21 protein-coding genes and 1 tRNA gene are annotated in these 20,810 nt (G+C 68.1%); 8 read left to right on the plus strand and 14 right to left on the minus strand.

Annotated elements, in window-relative coordinates; all coding sequences use genetic code 11:
* Positions 1-3: 3 nt before the first annotated feature.
* Positions 4-1,638 carry an ABC transporter substrate-binding protein gene (locus tag RZO50_RS00065; RefSeq protein WP_322597681.1) on the minus strand — a complete coding sequence of 545 codons (1,635 nt, stop codon included), beginning with the start codon at positions 1,636-1,638 and terminating at the stop codon, positions 4-6.
* A gap of 136 nt (positions 1,639-1,774) precedes the next feature.
* Here RZO50_RS00065 and RZO50_RS00070 point away from each other — a divergent pair, with 136 nt between their 5' ends.
* Positions 1,775-3,019: an alpha/beta hydrolase family protein gene (locus tag RZO50_RS00070; protein WP_322597682.1), complete on the plus strand. Its 1,245-nt coding sequence runs from the start codon at positions 1,775-1,777 to the stop codon at positions 3,017-3,019.
* 81 nt (positions 3,020-3,100) lie between these two features.
* Here RZO50_RS00070 and nrdF read toward each other — a convergent pair whose 3' ends face one another.
* From nrdF to nrdH, 4 genes are read right to left on the minus strand one after another with little or no spacing between them, the layout of a single operon-like run.
* Positions 3,101-4,075 (minus strand): class 1b ribonucleoside-diphosphate reductase subunit beta, encoded by a 975-nt coding sequence (nrdF, locus tag RZO50_RS00075; RefSeq protein WP_322597683.1) that lies wholly within the window; start codon positions 4,073-4,075, stop codon positions 3,101-3,103.
* Positions 4,076-4,099: 24 nt separating this feature from the next.
* Complete coding sequence (gene nrdE / locus RZO50_RS00080) at positions 4,100-6,256, minus strand: class 1b ribonucleoside-diphosphate reductase subunit alpha (protein ID WP_322597684.1); 2,157 nt, start codon at positions 6,254-6,256, stop codon at positions 4,100-4,102.
* A complete protein-coding gene (gene nrdI, locus RZO50_RS00085; protein WP_322597685.1) occupies positions 6,238-6,702 on the minus strand; it encodes a class Ib ribonucleoside-diphosphate reductase assembly flavoprotein NrdI in 465 nt (154 codons plus the stop codon). The genes nrdE and nrdI overlap by 19 nt, the downstream gene beginning before the upstream one ends.
* A gap of 3 nt (positions 6,703-6,705) precedes the next feature.
* Positions 6,706-6,939: a glutaredoxin-like protein NrdH gene (gene nrdH, locus RZO50_RS00090; RefSeq protein WP_322597686.1), complete on the minus strand. Its 234-nt coding sequence runs from the start codon at positions 6,937-6,939 to the stop codon at positions 6,706-6,708.
* A gap of 384 nt (positions 6,940-7,323) precedes the next feature.
* Here nrdH and RZO50_RS00095 point away from each other — a divergent pair, with 384 nt between their 5' ends.
* Positions 7,324-8,529 (plus strand): MFS transporter, encoded by a 1,206-nt coding sequence (locus RZO50_RS00095; protein WP_322597687.1) that lies wholly within the window; start codon positions 7,324-7,326, stop codon positions 8,527-8,529.
* 10 nt (positions 8,530-8,539) lie between these two features.
* On the opposite strand, the gene RZO50_RS00100 is transcribed toward RZO50_RS00095, so the two are convergent.
* Positions 8,540-8,944, minus strand: a complete 405-nt coding sequence (locus tag RZO50_RS00100; protein WP_322597688.1) for a pilus assembly protein CpaE — start codon at positions 8,942-8,944, stop codon at positions 8,540-8,542.
* A 38-nt stretch (positions 8,945-8,982) separates the two neighbouring features.
* Entirely contained in the window at positions 8,983-9,987 is a 1,005-nt protein-coding gene (locus RZO50_RS00105; protein WP_322597689.1) for a TIGR00341 family protein, read from the minus strand.
* Positions 9,988-10,063: 76 nt separating this feature from the next.
* Here RZO50_RS00105 and RZO50_RS00110 point away from each other — a divergent pair, with 76 nt between their 5' ends.
* The 4 genes from RZO50_RS00110 to RZO50_RS00125 all read left to right on the plus strand — a co-directional run bounded on the left by RZO50_RS00110 (position 10,064) and on the right by RZO50_RS00125 (position 13,377).
* Positions 10,064-11,242, plus strand: coding sequence for an acyl-CoA dehydrogenase family protein (locus RZO50_RS00110; protein ID WP_322597690.1), 1,179 nt, complete (start codon positions 10,064-10,066; stop codon positions 11,240-11,242).
* A gap of 67 nt (positions 11,243-11,309) precedes the next feature.
* Positions 11,310-12,515, plus strand: coding sequence for a DUF445 domain-containing protein (locus RZO50_RS00115; RefSeq protein WP_322598704.1), 1,206 nt, complete (start codon positions 11,310-11,312; stop codon positions 12,513-12,515).
* 19 nt (positions 12,516-12,534) lie between these two features.
* Positions 12,535-12,876, plus strand: a complete 342-nt coding sequence (locus RZO50_RS00120) for a gamma-glutamylcyclotransferase family protein (RefSeq protein ID WP_322597691.1) — start codon at positions 12,535-12,537, stop codon at positions 12,874-12,876.
* A 30-nt stretch (positions 12,877-12,906) separates the two neighbouring features.
* Positions 12,907-13,377: a SixA phosphatase family protein gene (locus RZO50_RS00125; RefSeq protein ID WP_322597692.1), complete on the plus strand. Its 471-nt coding sequence runs from the start codon at positions 12,907-12,909 to the stop codon at positions 13,375-13,377.
* 15 nt (positions 13,378-13,392) lie between these two features.
* On the opposite strand, the gene RZO50_RS00130 is transcribed toward RZO50_RS00125, so the two are convergent.
* Positions 13,393-13,866: a YbaK/EbsC family protein gene (locus tag RZO50_RS00130; RefSeq protein WP_322597693.1), complete on the minus strand. Its 474-nt coding sequence runs from the start codon at positions 13,864-13,866 to the stop codon at positions 13,393-13,395.
* 121 nt (positions 13,867-13,987) lie between these two features.
* On the opposite strand from RZO50_RS00130, the gene RZO50_RS00135 reads away from it, so the two are divergent.
* Positions 13,988-15,067 carry a Glu/Leu/Phe/Val dehydrogenase family protein gene (locus RZO50_RS00135; RefSeq protein ID WP_322597694.1) on the plus strand — a complete coding sequence of 360 codons (1,080 nt, stop codon included), beginning with the start codon at positions 13,988-13,990 and terminating at the stop codon, positions 15,065-15,067.
* On the opposite strand, the gene RZO50_RS00140 is transcribed toward RZO50_RS00135, so the two are convergent.
* Positions 15,068-15,694, minus strand: coding sequence for a hypothetical protein (locus RZO50_RS00140; protein WP_322597695.1), 627 nt, complete (start codon positions 15,692-15,694; stop codon positions 15,068-15,070).
* 76 nt (positions 15,695-15,770) lie between these two features.
* Here RZO50_RS00140 and RZO50_RS00145 point away from each other — a divergent pair, with 76 nt between their 5' ends.
* A complete protein-coding gene (locus RZO50_RS00145) occupies positions 15,771-16,439 on the plus strand; it encodes a TetR/AcrR family transcriptional regulator (RefSeq protein ID WP_322597696.1) in 669 nt (222 codons plus the stop codon).
* Between the two features lie 19 nt (positions 16,440-16,458).
* Here the strand turns inward: RZO50_RS00145 and RZO50_RS00150 are convergent, their stop codons facing one another.
* The 5 genes from RZO50_RS00150 to galU form a co-directional block, all read right to left on the minus strand.
* Positions 16,459-18,078, minus strand: a complete 1,620-nt coding sequence (locus tag RZO50_RS00150) for an MFS transporter (RefSeq protein ID WP_322597697.1) — start codon at positions 18,076-18,078, stop codon at positions 16,459-16,461.
* 77 nt (positions 18,079-18,155) lie between these two features.
* Positions 18,156-18,231: transfer RNA gene (locus tag RZO50_RS00155), tRNA-Ala, on the minus strand.
* A gap of 59 nt (positions 18,232-18,290) precedes the next feature.
* Positions 18,291-19,172, minus strand: a complete 882-nt coding sequence (locus tag RZO50_RS00160) for a large exoprotein (protein WP_322597698.1) — start codon at positions 19,170-19,172, stop codon at positions 18,291-18,293.
* Positions 19,173-19,244: 72 nt separating this feature from the next.
* The gene (locus tag RZO50_RS00165; RefSeq protein ID WP_322597699.1) at positions 19,245-19,874 is read right to left on the minus strand and encodes a GNAT family N-acetyltransferase; all 630 of its coding nucleotides are present in this window, start codon (positions 19,872-19,874) and stop codon (positions 19,245-19,247) included.
* A gap of 25 nt (positions 19,875-19,899) precedes the next feature.
* Positions 19,900-20,787, minus strand: coding sequence for a UTP--glucose-1-phosphate uridylyltransferase GalU (gene galU, locus RZO50_RS00170; protein WP_322597700.1), 888 nt, complete (start codon positions 20,785-20,787; stop codon positions 19,900-19,902).
* Positions 20,788-20,810 lie beyond the last annotated feature (23 nt).

A 20,810-nucleotide genomic window follows, 5' to 3' on the forward strand; every position in this document is an offset into this window, starting at 1 on the left:
GATTCAACCCACCAGGCGGGCGTCGATGAAGGAGGGCGTGGCGACGGTGCCGAGGACGGCGACATCGGTCACGCCTCGGGTGAGGAAATGGTTCTGCTGGTCGTAGAGGGGCAGGATCGCGTAGGACTCCAGGACGATGCGCTGCGCCTCGTCGTAGAGCGCGGCACGCTGCTGCTCATCGATCGTCGCGGACGCCTCATCGAGAAGGGCGTCCAGCGCCGGGTCCGACAGCTGCGCGTGGTTGGCGAAGTAGCCCGAGGGCGCCGGCACGATCCCGTCCGAGTGGTAAAGGATGCGCAGCACGTCCGGACCGACCTTCGTATACGGCGCACTGACGACCTCGTACTCGTCGGCGGCGAGGGTGGCGTACCAGGTGGACAGATCGGTCGGGTCCAGCACGACCTCGAACCCTACTGCGGCGGCGTTCGCCTGGATCTGCTCGAACAGCGACTGCTCCGCCGCAACAGACTGGTTCGTACTGACCGGGAAGCGCACGGTGAGGCGTTCACCGCCCTTAGTGCGCACGCCGTCGTCGTCGCGCCCGGTCCACCCGGCATCATCGAGCAGACCTTCGGCGCGGTCGACGTCGGTGACGAACAGCTCCGGGACCGACACGGCGGTCGCCTCGGTGCTGGCAAGAGGTGAGTACGACCGGGTGACGGTTCCGAGGTAGAGCGTCTCGATCCCGGGTTCGGGGTCGGCCGCGCGGATGAACGCCTCTCGGACGAGGGGGTCGTCGAAGGGCGCATGCCCGGCGTTCAGTTCGAGTCGGTTGACCGATCCCGGGCGCGGCGCGTCGATGTGGTCGATCTCGTCCGATGACTGCGCGGCCGCGATCGCATCCGGCTGGGGGTTGTCGATGACGTGCACCTCGCCCGAGGTGAGGGCGGCCTGCCGCGTGGCCGCATCGGGGATGAATCGCCACTCGATCGCGTCGAGATGAGCGACCCCATCGTGCTGCGCGTCGGGCGCGGGGGTCCGGTAGTCGTCGTTGCGCACGAAACGGATGTGATCCTGCACCACCCACTCGTCCACGACGAAGGGCCCCGTCCCGATCGGGGCGAGGCAGTTCTCCTCCTGCCCGCGTGCCATCCCGGCGGGTGACTGCATCGCGGTCCACTGCTGACTCAGCGACTCCAACAAGGCCGAATCGGGCTCCGAGAGGTGCAGCCGCACCACATCATCGGCGACCACTTCGACCTCGACGACCTTCTGCACCGCCAGGTACCCCGTGGATGACCCCGTGTCGGGATCCTGAAGGTGTTCGATGTTCGCCTTGACCGCCGCGGCATCGAAGGGCGTGCCGTCGGTGAAGGTCAGGTCTTGCTGCAGAACGAAGTCCCACGCGAGTCCGTCCTCGCTCACGCTCCACTCCGCAGCGAGCCAGGGCTGGATCTGGCCGGTCGCATCCCTGCCGACGAGCGGTTCGAGGTACTGCGTGGACACCAGCGCTTGCGGGTAGTTCCCGCCGACGTGCGGATCCAGGCAGGTCGGCTCGGCATCCCCGGAGGCGTACACCAGCGTGCCCCCCTCCTGGCTCTCGACGGATTCGGCGTCCCCCGCGGCGCAGGAGGTGATCACCAGTCCGACAGCGAGAAGGAGCGGCACGGTGCTGGACAGACGGGCGCGAACGGACATCGTTCCCTTTCCGGGAGGCTTATTTATGGATGCGATCCAATAATAGACACTGTTCGAACGGTGGGGATTCACCCCCTTGCCCCCACCGGCGCGGGGTGGTTTCCTGGCGGCGTCCACCGACGACGAGGGGGCCGCGATGGGGAATCCGTCGGCGCATACAGAGGGACCGTTCGTTTCGCCCTTCGCAGGCGACTTCGCCGCAGACCCCGGCTTCGACTTCGACGTGCGCCTCGCGGTCGGGCATGCCGCGCACGGAGGCGCGGATCCCGGTGAGGTGCTCTCGGCCGTGAGGACGGTGCCCGCCGGCGACACGTCCGGGTGGTTCGACGCGTGGCGCACTCTCGGCGAGCGCGTGCTCGCCGCGGCCGACGACGCCGACGCGGCCGGTCATATCCAGACCGCCGCCGCCCGCTACCTCCGGGCAGCGAACTACCTCGGTTTCGCGGTGTCGTCAGCGGCGGCGCTGCCCGACGTCGACCCCCTGGTGACCACCTTCCACGCGCACCGTCGCGCGTGGACGTCGTTCGTGGCGCGATGCGGCCACCCGACCCGCAGCGTGTCGGTACCCCACGGCACCGTTCCTCTGCCCGGGGTGCTGTTCCTGCCCTCCGGAGCGGGCCCCCATCGCACTGTGGTGTTGAACAACGGCAGCGACGAAGCGATCAGCCGACTGTGGACCGACCTCGCACGCCCGGCGCTGGCGCGCGATTGGGCGGTGTTCGTCTTCGACGGACCGGGCCAGCAGTCGCAGCTGTTCGAACACGGGGTGCCCTTTCGCCCCGACTGGGAGCAAGTCCTGCACCCGGTGGTGGATGTTCTCAGCGCCCGAGAGGACGTGGACGCCTCCCGCCTGGCTGTCTGGGGAGTCAGCCAAGCCGGCTATTGGGTGCCGCGCGCTCTCACCGCGGAGCATCGGTTCGCGGCGGCGGCCGTCGACCCCGGCGTCGTCGACGTCTCGGCGAGCTGGATCGCCCACCTCCCGTCGGAACTGGTCGCACTCCTGGACCGGGGCGAGACAGCCGCGTTCGATGCAGCGCTGCGAGAGGGAGTCGATCCGGATTCCGCAGAAGCCGCCATGATGCGGTTCCGCTCGCGCCCGTACGGCGTCGGTGAGAGCTTCGGCGAGGCGTTCCGCGCGGTACGCGCCTACCGGCTGACCTCGGACGACGCCGCTCGCATCCGGACGCCGCTGCTGATCGCCGATCCCGACGGGGAGCAGTTCTGGCCGGGCCAGTCGCGCGCGCTCGCCGCGATGACATCCGGGGTGGCCACCCTCGCGCACTTCCCCGCGTCCGAAGGCGCCGGCCTGCACTGTGAGCCCCTGGCCCGACTCCGTGTCGCCGAGGCGGTTCTCGACTGGTTCGACGACACCGTGGGCTGAGCGCCCGCGGACGGACTCTCCGCACGGCGGAGGGGCCGGCGCATCGTCTGCGCCGACCCCTCCGCCATCAGGATCCAGAGATCAGAAGTCCCAGTCCTCGTCCTCGGTCGCCTCGGCCTTGCCGATGACGTACGACGAGCCCGACCCCGAGAAGAAGTCGTGGTTCTCGTCGGCGTTCGGCGAGAGAGCCGAGAGGATGGCCGCGCTCACGTCGGTGACGCTCGAGGGGAACATCGCCTCGTAGCCGAGGTTCATCAGCGCCTTGTTGGCGTTGTAATGCAGGAACTTCTTGACGTCTTCGGTCAGACCGACACCGTCGTAGAGATCCTGCGTGTACTGCACTTCGTTGTCGTAGAGCTCGTACAGCAGCGAGAACGTGTAGTCCTTGATGTCCTGACGGGTGGCCTCGTCGACCTTCTCGAGCCCCTTCTGGAACTTGTAGCCGATGTAGTAGCCGTGGACGGCCTCGTCGCGGATGATGAGGCGGATGAGATCCGCGGTGTTGGTGAGCTTCGCGCGGCTCGACCAGTGCATCGGCAGGTAGAAGCCCGAATAGAACAGGAACGACTCCAGCAGGGTCGAGGCGACCTTGCGCTTGAGCGGCTCGTCGCCCCGGTAGTACTCCATGACGATCTGAGCCTTCTTCTGAAGGTTCGGGTTCTCGATCGACCAGCGGAACGCCTCGTCGATCTCCTTCGTCGAGCACAGCGTCGAGAAGATCGACGAGTAGCTCTTGGCGTGCACCGATTCCATGAACGCGATGTTCGTGTAGACCGCTTCCTCGTGGGGCGTGATCGCATCCGGAATCAGCGACACCGCACCGACGGTGCCCTGGATGGTGTCGAGCAGGGTGAGCCCGGTGAACACGCGCATCGTGAGCGTCTGTTCCTCCGGGGTGAGGGTGTTCCACGACTGGATGTCGTTGGACAGCGGCACCTTCTCGGGCAGCCAGAAGTTGTTCACGAGGCGGTTCCACACCTCGAGGTCTTTGTCGTCCTGGATGCGGTTCCAGTTGATCGCCTGGACCTGATCCAGGAGCTGCAGCTTCTCAGCCATGGTTCCTTCTTCTCGGGTGATTCGTCACAACATGCAGGAGACGCACTCGGACATGTCGGTGCCCTCGAGGGCGAGCTGACGCAGGCGGATGTAGTAGATCGTCTTGATCCCCTTGCGCCACGCGTAGATCTGGGCCTTGTTGATGTCACGGGTGGTGACGGTGTCCTTGAAGAACAGCGTCAGCGACAGGCCCTGGTCCACGTGCTGGGTCGCGGCGGCATAGGTGTCGATGACCTTCTCGTAGCCGATCTCGTACGCGTCCTGGTAATACTCCAGGTTGTCGTTGGTCATGAACGGCGCGGGGTAGTAGACCCGACCGAGCTTGCCCTCCTTGCGGATCTCGATCTTCGACGCGATCGGGTGGATCGAGGACGTCGAGTTGTTGATGTACGAGATCGAACCGGTCGGCGGGACGGCCTGCAGGTTCTGGTTGTAGATGCCGTGCTCCATGACGCTGGCCTTCAGCGCACGCCAGTCGTCCTGGGTCGGGATCGACATCCCCGCGAACAGCTCCTTGACCTTCTCGGTCTGCGGAGCCCACTCCTGCTCGGTGTACTTGTCGAAGAACTCCCCCGAGGCGTATGTCGAGTCGCGGAATCCGTCGAAGGTCGTCCCCCGCTCCCGGGCGATCGCGTTCGATGCGCTGAGGGCGTGAAACAGCACCGTGTAGAAGTAGATGTTCGTGAAGTCCAGGCCCTCTTCGGAGCCGTAGTGGATGTGCTCTCGAGCAAGGTAGCCGTGCAGGTTCATCTGGCCGAGACCGATCGCATGCGAGCGGTCATTGCCGTCCTCGATCGAACGCACCGAGCGGATGTGGCTCTGGTCGCTGACGGCCGTCAGCGCACGGATCGCGGTGTCGACGGTCTTCCCCAGATCTCCCCCGTCCATGGCCAGGGCGATGTTCATCGACCCGAGGTTGCACGAGATGTCCTTGCCGATCTGGTCGTAGGACAGATCGTCGTTGTAGGTGGTCGGGGTGTTGACCTGCAGGATCTCCGAGCACAGGTTGGACATGTTGATCCGACCCTTGATCGGGTTGGCCTTGTTCACCGTGTCTTCGAACATGATGTACGGGTAGCCGGACTCGAACTGGATCTCGGCGATCGTCTGGAAGAACTCCCGCGCGTTGATCTTGGTCTTCTTGATGCGCGGATCGTCGACCATCTCGCGGTACTTCTCAGTGACGGAGATGTCGCCGAAGGGCACGCCGTAGACACGCTCGACGTCGTACGGCGAGAAGAGGTACATGTCTTCGCCGTTCTTGGCCAGCTCGAAGGTGATGTCGGGCACCACGACACCGAGGGAGAGGGTCTTGATGCGGATCTTCTCGTCGGCGTTCTCGCGCTTGGTGTCGAGGAACCGCATGATGTCGGGGTGGTGCGCGTTGAGGTAGACCGCGCCGGCCCCCTGACGGGCGCCGAGCTGGTTGGCGTAGCTGAAGCTGTCTTCGAGCAGCTTCATGACGGGGATGATGCCGCTGGACTGGTTCTCGATCTGCTTGATCGGCGCACCTGCTTCACGGATGTTCGACAGAAGCAGCGCCACGCCGCCGCCGCGCTTGGACAGCTGCAGGGCGGAGTTGATGCCACGGGCGATCGACTCCATGTTGTCTTCGATACGCAGCAGGAAGCAGGAGACGAGCTCCCCACGCTGCGCCTTGCCGGTGTTCAGGAACGTGGGCGTGGCCGGCTGGAAGCGACCCGCGATGATCTCCTCCACGAGTTCGACGGCCAGCTTCTGGTCGCCGTCGGCGAGTCCGAGCGCGGTCATCACGACGCGATCCTCGAAACGCTCGAGGTATCGCTTGCCATCGAAGGTCTTCAGCGTGTAGCTGGTGTAGTACTTGAAGGCACCCAGGAAGGTCGAGAAGCGGAACTTGCGCTCGTACGCGAGGTCGTTGAGCTTCTGGATGAACTCGAACGGGTACTTCTCGAGGACCGAGCCCTCGTAGTACTCCTTGTCGACCAGGTAGTCCAGGCGCTCCTTGAGCGAGTGGAAGAAGACCGTGTTCTGATTGACGTGCTGCAGGAAATACTCACGCGCGGCACGACGGTCGGCGTCGAACTGGATGTTCCCGTCGGCGTCGTACAGGTTCAGCATCGCGTTCAGCGAGTGGTAATCCTGCCCCTCGAACCGCGGGTTGCTCTTGAAGTCCGTCTCGGTCACTGCTGCTTCCACCATCGTTCCAATCCCTCGCTGACGCGGTCGATGTCTTCCGGCGTGCCGAACAGCTCTATGCGGTACAAGTGCGGCACGCGGCACTTGCGGCTGATGATGTCTCCGGCGACACAGAAGTGTTCGCCGAAGTTGGTGTTCCCTGTCGAGATGACACCCCGGAGCAGTGATCGGTTTCCCTCGTCGTTGAGGAACCGGATGACCTGCTTCGGGACGGCGCCCTTCTCCTCACCTCGACCCTGACCACCCCCGTAGGTGGGGGTGATCAGAACGAAGGGCTCCTCGATCCGGAGACTCGGCTCCGTCGAGTGCAGGGGAATGCGCTCAGCCCGCATGCCCAGCTTCTCGATGAGACGTGTCGTGTTGCCGGACACGCTCGAGAAGTAGACGAGCAGGGGCACGGCGGCCCGGTCGGCAACCGCGCCGCGCTGGTCTGCGACAGCGGTTGCCACGGGTCAGACCAGACGGCCGGCGAGCTCGTCGATCTTGTCGGGACGGAAGCCCGACCAGTGGTCCTCGTCGGTGATGACGACGGGCGCCTGGAGGTACCCCAGGGCCTTGACCTGCTCCAGGGCCGAGGCGTCCTCGGAGAGGTCCAAGACCTCGTATTCGATGCCCTTCGAGTCCAGTGCCCGATAGGTCGCCGTGCACTGCACGCAGGACGGCTTGGTGTAGACCGTGATCGCCATTCTTACCCTTTTCTCCCCTCACATCCGGTGGTGTCACCGGCAGCACGCCACCGGGACCTCAATACTACATATGGGTGCGGACATTGGATAGCACCACAAGGGATAGTAGTTACATCCGTGTCATTTTCCACCGCCGTCAACACTCTCACCACAGGTTCTCCACCGATTCATCCACAGGATCAGCGGGTCGCCGAGATGCTCGGATCCGCCCGATTCCGCGGTCGTCGGGCAGCCTCCGCGTCCCTGTCCACAGAACGGACGCTAAACCGCACCTCCGACATCCCACAGGCTGTGGACGCGCCGATCGGCGTGTCGCCGTCGGGACCGGCCCGGCGCCTCGAGCGGATCACCGCCGCGACCCCCGCCACCGCGTATCGTTGATCCGTGGCGGGATACCGGGAACTGCTGCGCACACCGGGGGTGGGGCGCATCATCGCCGCGCAGCTGACGGCGCGTTTCCCCAACGGCATGGCGAGCCTGGCTCTGCTGCTGCACGTCGAGCAGGTCACCGACTCGTACGGTGCCGCCGGTCTCGTCCTCGCCGCGGCCTCCATCGGTCAGGGCATCGCGGGCCCCGTCACCAGCCGGTGGATGGGCGTCTGGGGGATGCGAAAGGTCCTCACCCTGACGCTCATCGTGTGCGCCGCCTCGATCGCGACGATCGCCCTGGTGGAGATGGTGGTCCCGGCCTATATGGCACTGGGACTCATCTCGGGCCTTGCGACCCCGCCCGTGCAATCGGCGGTGCGCACGATCTATCCGAAGATGGTCAACTCGCGGCAGCTGACGCCCCTGTTCTCCCTCGATGCGTCCCTGCAGGAGATCATCTGGATCCTCGCCCCCGTGGTCATCACCTTCGTCTCCACGCAGGTCGGCACGGTGGAGGGGCTCCTCCTGGTGGTGGTGATCCTCGTCGGCGGCGGCGCATGGTTCATCTCCTCTCCCGAACTCGGCCGCGTTCGCATCCCCCGCAGTCGTCGGCGTCTGGGGATCGTGCTGACCAAGCCGCCGGTCGTGCTGGCGACGGTGTCGGGGTTCCTCCTCATCGGCGCGTGCGCCGCCGTCGAAGCGGGTGTGGTGGCGACCTTCGGGCACAGCGGATTGGAGGCAGGCCTGGTCCTGGCCGTCTTCGCGATCGGCAGCCTTGCCGGCGGGCTCGGGTTCGGTCACCTCCCCATCGGGCGGTGGGCGATGGCACGTCGCCTGGCGATCGTGGCTGCAGGCCTCGCCCTGGCGATGATCTCGCTCGATGTCTGGTGGCTGGGCGGCACCCTGCTGCTCGCGGGGGCCGGTATCGCGCCCGCCTTCGCGGTCATGTTCGCGATGACCTCGGTCAGCGTGAAGTTCAGCGAGACCGCCGAGGCCTACGGCTGGATCGGGACGGGCCAGTTGATCGGCGCCGCCGCCGGCTCCGCGGTGGCCGGGTTCCTCATCGACGGCGTCGGGCCGCAAGGCGCCTACGTCGCGGCGACGGCGTTCGCGGTCGTCGGGACGGTCGTCGCGGTCGTCTTCGTCCGGGGCTTCCCCGACCTGCGCGGACGTGACGCCTCACCCATGCCCGACACGGAACCCGTCTCGACGATCCTGTGAGCTGCGCCCCTCATGCCGCGCGGCGCAGCAGCTCCAGAACGGCCAGCGCGTATGCGTCGCACGGTTCTGGATGCTCGAAGACGAGGTCTTCCTGAGCCACGCGAATCGCCACCTCGTGCGTGTCGGCCAGGCGACGCAGGCTGCGGAAGGTTCCCCGGAGCATCTCCCTCAGCTGGGCTTCGTGCGGGAGCCACAGGGCGTCCTCCAGCGCGACCGAGTCGAGCGCCCATTCCGTGGTGCCGTTGAAGGCCAGGATGCGCCCCGTCGGGTACTCCCGCGGCTCCACGGTCATCTCGCTCACCGTGAACACGTCCGCCTCGAACTCCGGTTCGTCGAGCTGGAACCGGTCCCCGGACTCGGGTCGCCAGACCAGGCCCGCCTCGCGCAACGCCACGGCCATCTCGGTGGAGATCATCCCGCCATTCTTCCGCGCCTCGACAGAGCCGGGGCCGCTCAGCGAGGGAGCACGACGTGTTCGACGGCCGGAGAGACGACGACGTCGACCTCGATGAACGAGGGCAATTCGGCTTCGAGGTCCTGCCGCAGCGGTTCGAGCGGGGGAATGTCGCCGTCCTCGGTCGTCACGTCGACCGTCGCCGTGGTGACCGTCCAGGTGATGCTCTGCACCTGGGCATCCTCGTCTCCCGAGAGCCACGCCACGGTCGAGGCCCGGATGAGTGTGGTCCAGTGGGTGACCACCAGCGTGACGGCGGTGTTGAGCAGGAGGGGCACGACGATGATCACCGACAGCACCGCGACCACCGCGTACGCGCGACGCCGGTTCGCCGTGCGCGACGCCCCGGGCTCGCGCGCGTACCCGGCGAGGGTGAACACGATGCTCCCGGCGATCACGAGGGAGACCACGTTCGATGCGAACAGCAGCAGCGCGCCCAATGCTTCCTCCCACGCCCCCTGCCCCGCACACACGCCGACGACCCCCAGCGGCGGCACCAGCGAGATCGCGATGGCCACCCCCGGCAGGACCGCGCTGAGGTCGCGCCGGGTCATCGCGAAGGCCCCGGCCGTTCCGGTGGCCAGGGCCGCGACGAGATCCATCAGCTGAGGCGAGGTGCGTCCGGTGATCTGCGAGTTGTTGTTCAGCTCAGCCGGATCGGCGATGAAGGTCGACAACACCCATCCGATCACGACCACGATGAGCAGTCCCATGAGCACCCACAGGAAAGAGCGCGCGACCAGGCCCCGATGACCGGTGACGATCCCCGCGGCGACACCGAGGATCGGCGTTCCCAGCGGCGCGATGATCATGGCTCCGATCACGGTGGCCGTGGAATCCGACAGGACGCCCGCCACAGCGATCACCGCCGAGAGCACGAGCATGATGAGGAACCCGCTGCGCTTGGCCAGAGCGTCACCGCGCCGCAGATCCACCGCCTGGAGCAGATCGGCCATGGACTGCCGTTGCGAATCCGGTATCAGCAGCTGCGACAGACGGGACATGCGATCATCATGGTCCATGCTCGGTGTCGGATCGACCCATCGGCCACCGGCCACTCCAGCGGGGCAGAATGGCGGCATGGCCTCCGATGCGTTCGACCCCGCCGACCACCTCGACGACGCGTTGCTCGAGCGCATCAGATCCCGCGCCGCGACCCACGATCGCGAGAACACCTTTCCGCATGATGACCTCGACGACCTCCGCTCCGCGGGCTACCTCGCCGCGCTCGTGCCCACCGAGCTCGGCGGGCGCGGCCTGACGCTGGCCCAGATGGCACTCCTGCAGCAGCGTCTTGCCGGGGCGGCGCCGGCCACAGCCCTCGCGGTCAACATGCACCTGGTGTGGACGGGAGTCGCCAAGGTCGCCTCCGATCGGGGCGTGGACGCGCTGCGCTTCGTGCAGGAGGGCGCCGTGGCCGGCGAGGTGTTCGCCTTCGGGATCAGCGAGGCGGGCAACGACCTCGTGCTCTTCGGCAGCGACACCGAGGCGTCTCCGCGTCAGGACGGCGGGTACACCTTCACCGGCACGAAGATCTTCACCTCGCTCGCACCCGCGTGGACGCAGCTGGGCGTGCACGGGCTGGACACCACCTCCGCCGACGGGCCGCAGATCGTGTTCGCCTTCGTCCCCCGGACGGAGGAGCACGACGGACGCATTAACACCTCGGACGACTGGGACACCCTCGGCATGCGTGCGACGCAGTCCCGGACGACCCGGTTGGACGGGGCGCTCGCTCCGGCCGACCGAGTCGTGCGCCGCCTCGCGCCGGGCCCGTCGCCCGATCCGATGGTGTTCGGGATCTTCAGTGTCTTCGAGATTCTCCTCGCCTCGGTCTACACCGGGATCGCGCGCCGGGCGATCGACGTCGCGATCGAGACCGCTGCGGCGCGGACCTCGAAGCGGACCGGGCGCTCCTACGCGCAGGACCCGGACATCCGGTGGCGCGTGGCCGACATGGCCCTGGCCTACGACGCCCTCCCCCCGCAGATCACCGCACTCGCCCACGACGTCGACACACTCGTCGATCATGGCGCGCGCTGGTTCGCCCTGCTGGCGGGCCTCAAGCATCGCGCGGTCACCAGCGCCAAAGACATCGTCGGCGAGGCGATGCTGGTCGCCGGGGGTGCCTCCTACTTCTCCGGTTCGGAACTGTCGCGCCTGGCCAGAGACGTCCAGGCGGGCCTGTTCCACCCCTCCGATCCCGAGTCGGCCCACTCCGCCCTCGCCACGGCCTGGCTCGGCCCGCTCGAGGACTGACGTGGAACGGCGCGGCGCCGCCCCGCTGAGCGCGGCCGACCGGGTGCGCCTCGCGGGTCTTCGGCGGATGAAGGCGGTCGCCCTGGGCGCACTCGTCGCCATGGCCATCCTCTTCGCCGTCGCCTTCCCCCTCCAGGACGACATTCCCGCGATGGCATACGTGCGAGCGGCGGCGGAGGGCGGCATGGTCGGAGCCCTCGCGGACTGGTTCGCGGTCACGGCCCTGTTCCGGCACCCGCTTCGGATACCGATCCCCCACACCGCCATCATCCCGCGCCGCAAGGATGAGATCGGCCGAACCCTGGGCGAGTTTGTCGAGACCGAGTTCCTCCGCACAGACGTGGTGCGCGACAAACTCGAAGCCGCGTCGATCTCCTCCCGCGTCGGCGCGTGGCTGACCGACCCTGACAACTCCCGCCGCGTGGCCGCAGAGGGCGCGGCGGCCGCTGCCGGCGTTCTCCGCGCCGCCAGCGACGACGACGTGCGCGACATCATCGAGTCGCTCGCCCGAGAACACCTGATCGAGCCGGACTGGGCGCCGCCGCTCGGCGAGCGCCTCGCGCGCGTGGTCGATGCCGACGCCCACCGGCCCGCGGTCGACCTCGCCGTCGAGACCGTCTCGGCCTGGTTGCACGCAAACCGCGCGTCGTTCTCCGGACTGGTGTCCAGACGGCTGCCCTCGTGGGTGCCGCGAGTGGCGCACCGGCTCGTCGACGACACCGTCTACAACGAGGCCGTCGCTTTCGTCGACAAGGTCCGAACCGACCCCGACCACCAGGCGCGCCACGCGATCGACGGCTACCTCTCGCGCCTGGCCGACAATCTCCAGAACGATCCGGCCACAATCGGACGGGTGGAGGATGCGAAGACCTCCGTCTTCGACAGCCCGCGGGTCCGATCACTCGCCGCGGATGCGTGGGGCACGGCGAAGACCGGCCTGCTCGCCGCGCTCGCCGACGAGCACAGCGACCTGCGGCGACGCAGCGTCGAGGCGCTGGTCCGAATCGGAGAGCGCCTCGGCTCCGACGACGCGCTGCAAGACCGCGTGGACGCGTGGATCACGGACGCCGCGGTGTTCGTCATCGACCGCCACCGCCACGACATCGCCTCGGTCATCTCCGACACCGTCGCCGGATGGGACGCCGAGGACACCTCCCGGAAGATCGAACTCATGGTCGGTCGCGACCTTCAGTACATCCGCCTGAACGGCACCGTGATCGGCGCGTTGGCCGGCCTCCTCATCCACACGATCGCCCACGCGCTGCTGGGGTGAGCGCCGCTACGCTATCGGCGTGGACGCCCCGCACCTGCTGTTCAGCTACGGCACCTTCCAGCACCTCGGCATGCAGTTGGACACGTTCGGTCGGCCGGTCGACGCGGAGGATGACGTCCTTCCCGGTTTCACCGTCGACTACGTCGAGACCGACGCCGGACGCGACTCCGATCTTCCCGGCGCGGACGTGCAGCCGGTCCTGCGCCGGACCGGGGACGCGCGCGACAAAGTCACCGGGGTCGTTCTGCACGTCACCGACGATGAACTCGACGCGGCGGATGAGTACGAGGTGGCGCAGCACCGTCGCGTCGCGACCGTCCTCGGCAGCGGACGCACCGCCTGGGTGTACGTCGCCGCCTGATCGCCGAATGAGCTCGTCCGAAAGGAAACCATGATCCGTCTCACGATCGTCCGCCACGCCAAGTCGGACTGGTCCTCCCCGGACCTGGCCGATCACGACCGCCCGTTGAACGCGCGCGGACGTCGCGACGCACCGGTGATGGCGGAGCGCCTCGCCTCGACCGGTGCGCGGCCGACGGTGATCCTCTCGAGCACGGCGGTGCGGGCGCGCACCACGGCGGAAGCCTTCGCGCGCGTACTCGGGGTCGACGTCCGCCCCGACCCGGATCTCTACGGGGCCTCCGCCGCGGACCTGCTGGCCGCGGCGTCGGGGTCGGGGCTCTCGGACGTCATGGTCGTCGCGCACGACCCGGGGATGACCGATCTGGCCGATCGCCTCTCGCGCGGTCGTATCGACCGGATGCCCACATGCGCGATCGCGACCTTCGCGTGGGATGTCGAGGACTGGTCGCTGATCGATGCCGTCGATCCCGTGAGCTGGGAGCACCTGACGCCGCGATGAGGGGCGCGTCCCTGCTCAGTCGACGCGACTGACGGTTCCCCCGGTCAGTCGCACGAGCTGGTCGAAGTTCACGGGGAAGACCGTATGCGGCGTGCCCGCCGCGGCCCAGATCTCATCGACGTCGGCGAGGTCCTGATCGACGATCGTGCGCAGCCGCTCGGGATGCCCGCACGGCGCGACACCCCCGATCGCCTGCCCCGTCGCCTCGCGCACCTGATCCGGGGTCGCCCGCCGGATACCGGCGATCCCCAGCCGCTGAGACAACCCTGCGGTGTCGACGCGGTGGGCGCCGCTGGTCATCACCAGGAGCGGCCCGTCGTCGGTCCAGAACACCAGGCTGTTGGCGATCGCACCGACCTCGACGCCGAGGGCGGCGGCGGCCAGCGCCGCCGTCGAGGCCGCCTCGGGAAGAACCACGATCTCCCCGTCGATTCCCTCCTCGCGCAGTCGATCGCGGACGAGGACACTGCGCGCCGGGAGCTCTGCCATGGCCACAGACTAGCGTCGCCCCTCGCCGCGCCGCGTGCCGAGGGGCACAATGGGGGCACGGACGACGCAACGCCGCGATGTTCCGCAGAGCAGCCCACAAGGCCGGCCGAAAGAGGAAGCGATGACGCACACCCTGCCCCTGCCCGACTTCACCCACGAGCGCGTGGAGGTGACGACGGGCCCCCGCAGCGGCCTGTTCATCGCCGTCGCACTGCACTCCTCGACACTGGGTTCCGCGCTGGGCGGGGCTCGCATCTGGAGATACCCGCACTGGAGCGACGCCCTCGGCGATGTCCTCCGCCTGTCTGCCGCGATGACGCTCAAGAACGCCGCCGCCGGGCTGGCCGCCGGCGGCGGAAAAGCCGTGATCGCCCTGTCTCCCGACGAGAAGCTGGATGCCGCACGTCGCCGCGACGCCTTCCTCGATCTCGGGGACGTCGTCGATTCCTTCGGCGGCGCCTACCGCACCGCGGAGGATGTCGGCTCCACGACCGACGACATGCTGACGGTGAGCGAGCGCACCGCCCACGTCGTCGGACTCCCCGACAGCGTGGGCGGTTCCGGGGAACCTGCCGGGCCGACGAGCATCGGCGTGTACGAGTCCCTCCGCGCCACGCTCGAACGGGTCACCGGCACCGCCGATGCCGCCGGCCGGCGCATCACCGTGTCCGGTCTCGGCCAGGTGGGCAGCCGCCTGGCCGTTCGGCTGGCGACCGACGGGGCCGTCCTCACGGTGACCGATGTCGACCCGGCCAAGCGCGACCTGGCCACGCAGCTGGGTGCGTCCTGGGTGGAGCCCGGGACCGAGCACCGCGTCGAGGCGGACGTGTTCGTGCCCGCCGGTGTCGGCGGCGTCCTCACCGACGAGGTCATCGACACTCTCGCCGCACGGGCGGTGTGCGGGCCCGCCAACAATCCCCTCGCCGATCGAGGCGGCTCCGATCGACTGGCCGAACGCGGCATCCTGTACGCCCCGGACTTCGTCGCCAACGCCGGCGGGGTCATCTACCTCGACCTCGAAGCCAAGCGGATGGGCACACGTGCCGAGATCATGGAACGCGTCACCGGAGTGGGCGAGACCATGCGGCGCGTCTTCGCGCTCGCGGAGGAACGAGGAGTCACCCCGCTGGTGGCCGCGGAGGCACTGGCCGGCGAGCGGTTGCGGTCCGGTGCCGGCGGCGCTGCGACGGTGCCGGTGTGATCAGATCCTGATCGGGAAGGTGAGGAGGATCCCCACCCCGACGAGCCCGACGAGGACCCCGAGACCGAGGAAGACCCGCGAGGCCCACGCGGCGATCTTGCGTTGCGACATCGCCGTGAGGAACAGCACCAGCGCGAACAGCACGGTCAGCAGTGAGTAATCGTCGCCGCGTTGGTTGTTCTCGAGCGCCTCGGCGAACTTCTCGTCCGCACGCGCGGAGTACTCCGCCGCCTGCTCCGTTCCGGCGGGGACGTACTCGTCTTGGACGAACGGACCGCCCTCGTCGCCGCCCTGCGCTTGCCAGGCGTCGAAAGCGACACGGAAGTCGGGGTGGAAACGCTCTTCGATGAACGCCGCCAACTGCTCGTTGCCGGCTGCGGTGGCCTCGACCCACGAGGCGTAGACCGTCAGGTCGAACTGGCGCTGATCGCGCGCTTGGCCGTCGTAGTTCGTCGCCTGGACCCGGGCGCTGGAGGCCTGACTGAACGCGATGGACATCTCCCCGCCCCACTTCGAGGCTTGGAAGCCGCACCATGCCGTCAGGACGGCCATGGTCGACAGCAGCACGACGGCGACGATGTCCCGCAGGTCGCGGGAACGGGTGCCGTCGGATGGGGCCTCGGACATCGACTCTCCTCATATCCGGACAGGGTGAGATGAGCGTAGCGCCTCCGACACCCGCGACCGGTTACCCTCGATACTCATGAGCGCACCCCGGGCACCGCGACCGGAGGTCGCCCGCAGCCGCGAACAGCTTCTCGACGCCGCCGAGAAGCTGTTCGAGACCCGTGGGCTGGAGTTCTCGCTCCACGACCTCGCCACGCAGGCGCGCCTGGGCGTTGCGACGACCTACCGACGTTTCTCCTCGCACGATGACGTGATCCGCGCGTTGCACGCACGTGCCTATGAGTCGTACGTGGGCATCTACGACGATCTGGAAGGTCTCGGCGATGGCTGGAGCACGGTCGTGGGGTACCTCGAGCGCGCCGTGGCGATGAACAACGCACATCCGATCTTCCCTGCCACCGCCCGGCGGATGGCCCACATCGATCCCGATTCGACGGTGGGCGCCGACCTCGCGCCTCGGCTGCAGGCGCACGTCGAGCGCGCTCAGGCCGAAGGGACCCTGCGCTCGGATGTGAACGGCGTCGACCTGGTCGCGATCGTCGCTGAGCTCGGAGTCCTCACCGTCCTCGCTGAGCCGGCCCGATCGACGATGGCCGCCCGGCATCTCCGGCTGATCACGGCGGGCTTGCGCGTCGAGTCGCAGGCTTTCGGGGATCTGGGCGCGAGCGCCGCAACCGACATGGCACGGCTCCGCGAGCTCGCAACGCGGTCGGCTGCCTCCGGCCGGCGGGACAGCCCGGCCTGACGGCGGGTCGCCCGACGAGTCACCCGGCGGTCCCGCGCGCCTCCTCGTTCGCCGCACCCACCTTCGGTGGCAGGTTCCGCGAGAGCAGCAGGGAGATCACCAGCAGAGCGAAGACGATGAACACCGCCTGCTGGAGGGCTTGGATCTGCGAGTCGGCGTAGTCCTGGGCGATCGCGGCCGCGACCTCCGGGGTCGCGCCGCCCTCACGCATCAATTGCTCGGCCTCATCCTGCGACACGATCGGCACCGCCCCTTCGATCGAGGTCGTCAGCTGGTTGCGCTGAGCGGCGGTCACATCGGCGCTCTCGGACACCGCCGCCGTGAACCCGCCGGCCAGGAGCAGGATGAACACCGATCCGACCACGGCGGTGCCGAACGACGAGCCGAGGTTCTGGAACGTGCCCTGAAGACCGCCGACCTCGGAGGTGTCGGTCCGGTCGACCGCCGACATGTTCACATTCCCGAGCTGAGAGGCGAGCAGGCCGAACCCCGCACCGACGACGAACATCCCCACGGCGAAGGGCCACCCGGCCAATTCGGGCCGGATCGACACGAGGATGAAGAGCAGGCCGATGGCCATCGTGATCTGACCCGTCTGGGCGATGCGGCGCGCCGATCGTCTCGCCGTGAGCCAGGAACCGACCGCGGAGAAGACAATGAGTCCCGCCGACAGCGGAAGGATCTTCAGGCCGGTCCCCAAGGCGTCGTACCCCTGCATCGTCTGCAGATAGACCGGGATCACGAAGAAGAGCGCCGCGATGGCGAAGTACTGCACCAGGAATCCGGACAGCCCGCTGCGGAGGGCGCCGATCCGGAACAGATCCACTTTCAGCAGCGGCACACGGTCGGTGCGGGTCAGCATGCCCTGCCGCCCCGCGAACCACCACAGCACGATGCCCCCGAGCAGAATCAGGTAGGTCACCGGTGATACGCCGAACGGTGCGACCTCCACACCGGCCACCGTCGGCGGCGCGAGCGGGACGAACCATCCCCAGGTCTTGGACTGCAGCACACCGAAGACCACGAGCGCCATTCCGCCGGCGGAGAGCGCGACGCTCGGCACGTCGATGCGCAGCGTCCGGTCCGCGGGCGCGTCCCTGATGCGCCCGGAGGCGAGAAGGATGGCGATCATCACGACGGTCTCGCCGACGAAGACGAACCGCCACGACGCGTAGGTCGTGACCAGTCCGCCGATGAGGGGACCGGCGGCAGCGGCGAGTCCGGTCACGGCACCGAGAGCGGAGAACGCGGTGACCCGGGCGCGACCGTCGTAGTTGATCGCGGCCAGTGCGGCGATCGCGGGGATCACCAGGACGGCGCCGAGCCCCTCGACCAGGGACCAGCCCAGAAGCAGCACGGTCAGATTCGGACTCAGCGCGGTCACGAGCGACCCGACGCCGTACACCACGGCACCGATCCGGAACGCTCGGGCGCGCCCCCACCTGTCACCGAGTTTCCCGCCGGTCAGCATGAATGCCGCCATCGTCAGCGTGTAGAAGGTGATCGCGGCTTGCATGCCGGTGATCGTCGTGTCGAGGTCGGCCGCGACCTGCGAGATCGACACGTTCATGACGGTGCTGTCGAGCACCATCACGAACTGGGCGACGGCCAGGATGACGAGCACTCCCCATCGGTTCACAGGACCGACCCTACCGACCGGCACCGGCCGGCCGAAGATGCGAATGCCCCTCGGCGTACCGAGGGGCATTCGGGTTTTGGTGGACCTGAGGGGATTCGAACCCCTGACCTCTTCATTGCGAACGAAGCGCGCTACCAACTGCGCCACAGGCCCGTGAACCTCAGCAACACTATCACGCGGATCGGGTGGGCCTCCCCCGCCCGCTGGGCGGGTCAGCCGGCGGCGCGGCGGGCGAGCAGGTCTCGTACGTGTTCCTCGATCTCGGCGTCGTCGACGAAGCCCATCCGCGCGTACTCCGGACGCGCTTCCCGAGCCGCCGGCTCCGGGATCGCGACGGGCCGACGACGTTCTTCCTCGGCGCGCATCGCCTCGTCGAGCGCGGCGGCTCGCAACGAACGGCGCGCGTCTTCGACGTCGAGTGCAAGGGAAGCACGCGATCCCGTCGATGCAGTGAGCGGGCGCGGCAGGTTCCGCGGAGTCCACGTGGGCCGCGACGACGGCGCCAGGGCGAGGTCTTGCACATCGGCAGATGTCCGCGGCGCGGCGGCGACTGCGGCCGGTCGCGCCGCCGCGCGGACCGCGACGCGCCACATGCGGTGCAGCAGGACCGCGCACAGCGCCGAGACCGAGGCCCCGCCCCACAGCCACACGCTCGAACCGCCCAGCATCGTCGACCACGCGCCGGCGATCGCGACGACGATGGCGACACCACCGGTTCCCGTGAACACGGCACGGGCACGGCGTCGCGCGCGACGTCGCCGTGCCTCCGGCTGCGCGCGGGCCACGGCGCGTTCCAGTCGGGCCTGCTCGAGGTCGAGCCGCTGCTTCTCCAGCGCCGCCTGTTCCCGTTCGGCGGCGGCCTGTCGCGCGAGCTTCTGCTGGGCGGCCGCGGTGCGGGCGTTCAGCTCGAGTCGGACCTCCTGCGGGGTCTCACTCGTCTCGGCGAGCACACGAAGAGCCTGATTGAGCCGCACCGCATTGCGCTCGGCCGCGTCGAACTGGCGACGGCTGTTCCAAGAGGGCAGGAGGTAGACCAGCCACAGCAGCACCGCGACCAGTACGATCACGCCTCCGCCGAGCACCTGTCCACCCATGGCGTCCACGGTATGCGACCGCGACGGTCGGATGTCGCATCCATCGGCGTGTCGTGTGCGACGGGGCCTTTCTCACGCCGGCAGACGATCGGCCGGCGGAATCATCGCCGCATCGCGCGGGGCTCGCCCCTCGACCCAGCGACGCAGCACCCCCTCGGGCACTTCTTCGGCCACCAGCGCGAAGCAGTAGTGGTCACGCCAGTCCCCGTCGATATGGATATAGCGTCGCCGGAGCCCCTCGTAGCGGAAACCCAGCTTCTCCACGACCCGAAGGCTCGCCTCGTTCTCCGGGCGGATGCAGATCTCCATCCGGTGCAACCGCAACTCCGTGAAGCAGACGTCGGTCGCCAGCGCCACCGCCGTCGGCGTGATCCCCCGACCGGCGAACCGCTCGCTGACCCAGTAGCCGATGGTCGCGGAGGCGAGGGAGCCTCTCGCGATGCCCCAGACGTTCAGCTGTCCGGCGACGACGCCGTTCTCCTCCATGACGAAAGGGATGCCGCCGCCCTCGCGGTACTGCTGCAGCAGTCGTCGCACCGCCGAGCGCATGTCGAACGAGACGGGCCCGTCGGGATTCGTCGCCTCCCACGGTCGCAACCACGTGCGGTTGGTCAGCAGCTCCTGCTGCAGCACGCGGGCATCACGCTGTCGGATGAGCCGGATCGAGACGGGCCCGTGAGCACGGGGAGACGCGAGGTCCATGCGCTCCCCTCCTGCTCGCGCGGCGTCAGAGGGACGCCGCGAACTCCTTGAACCAGGGGCGCAGGTCCGGACCGAGGTCGTCCCGGTCGGCGGCGAGCTGCACGATGGCCTTGATGTAGTCCACCCTATCGCCGGTGTCGTAGCGGCGTCCGCGGAAGACGACGCCGTAGACGCCGGGCCCCTCGGGGTCGGCGGCCATCTCCTGCAGGGCGTCGGTGAGCTGGATCTCGCCGCCCTTGCCGGGGCCGGTGCGCTCGAGGATGTCGAAGACGGCAGGGGGCAGCACGTAACGGCCGATGATGGCCAGGTTCGACGGCGCGTCTTCGCGCTTGGGCTTCTCCACGAGGCCCTTGACCTTCACCACGTCGTCCTGGTCGGTCTCCTCGACCGTCGCGACGCCGTACATGTGGATGTGCTCGGGGTCGACTTCCATCAGGGCGATGACGGCCGCGCCGGTGCGCTCATGCTCTTCCATCATCTTGGTCAACAGCACATCGCGCTCGTCGATGAGGTCGTCGCCGAGCAGCACCGCGAAGGGGGCGTCGCCGACGTGGGCGCGCGAGCGGAGCACCGCGTGACCGAGTCCCTTCGGCTCGCCCTGACGGACGAAGTGGATGTCGGCCAGCTCGCTGGACTTCTGCACGCGGGCGAGCTTGTCCTCGTCACCCTTCTCCTTCAGCTTCACCTCGAGCTCGGGGACCGAGTCGAAGTGGTTGGAGAGGTTGTTCTTGTTGCGACCGATGATGATCAGCACATCGTCGATGCCCGCAGCCGTGGCTTCTTCGACCACGTACTGGATGGCGGGCTTGTCGACGACGGGGAGCATCTCTTTGGGCATGGCCTTCGTCGCGGGCAGGAATCGGGTTCCGAGTCCTGCGGCGGGAATAACGGCCTTGAAGGGCTGTGACGGCATGGCCAGATCCTACCTGCCGCATG

Source organism: Microbacterium xanthum (genome assembly GCF_034531355.1).
GTDB classification, from domain to species: Bacteria; Actinomycetota; Actinomycetes; order Actinomycetales; family Microbacteriaceae; genus Microbacterium; species Microbacterium xanthum.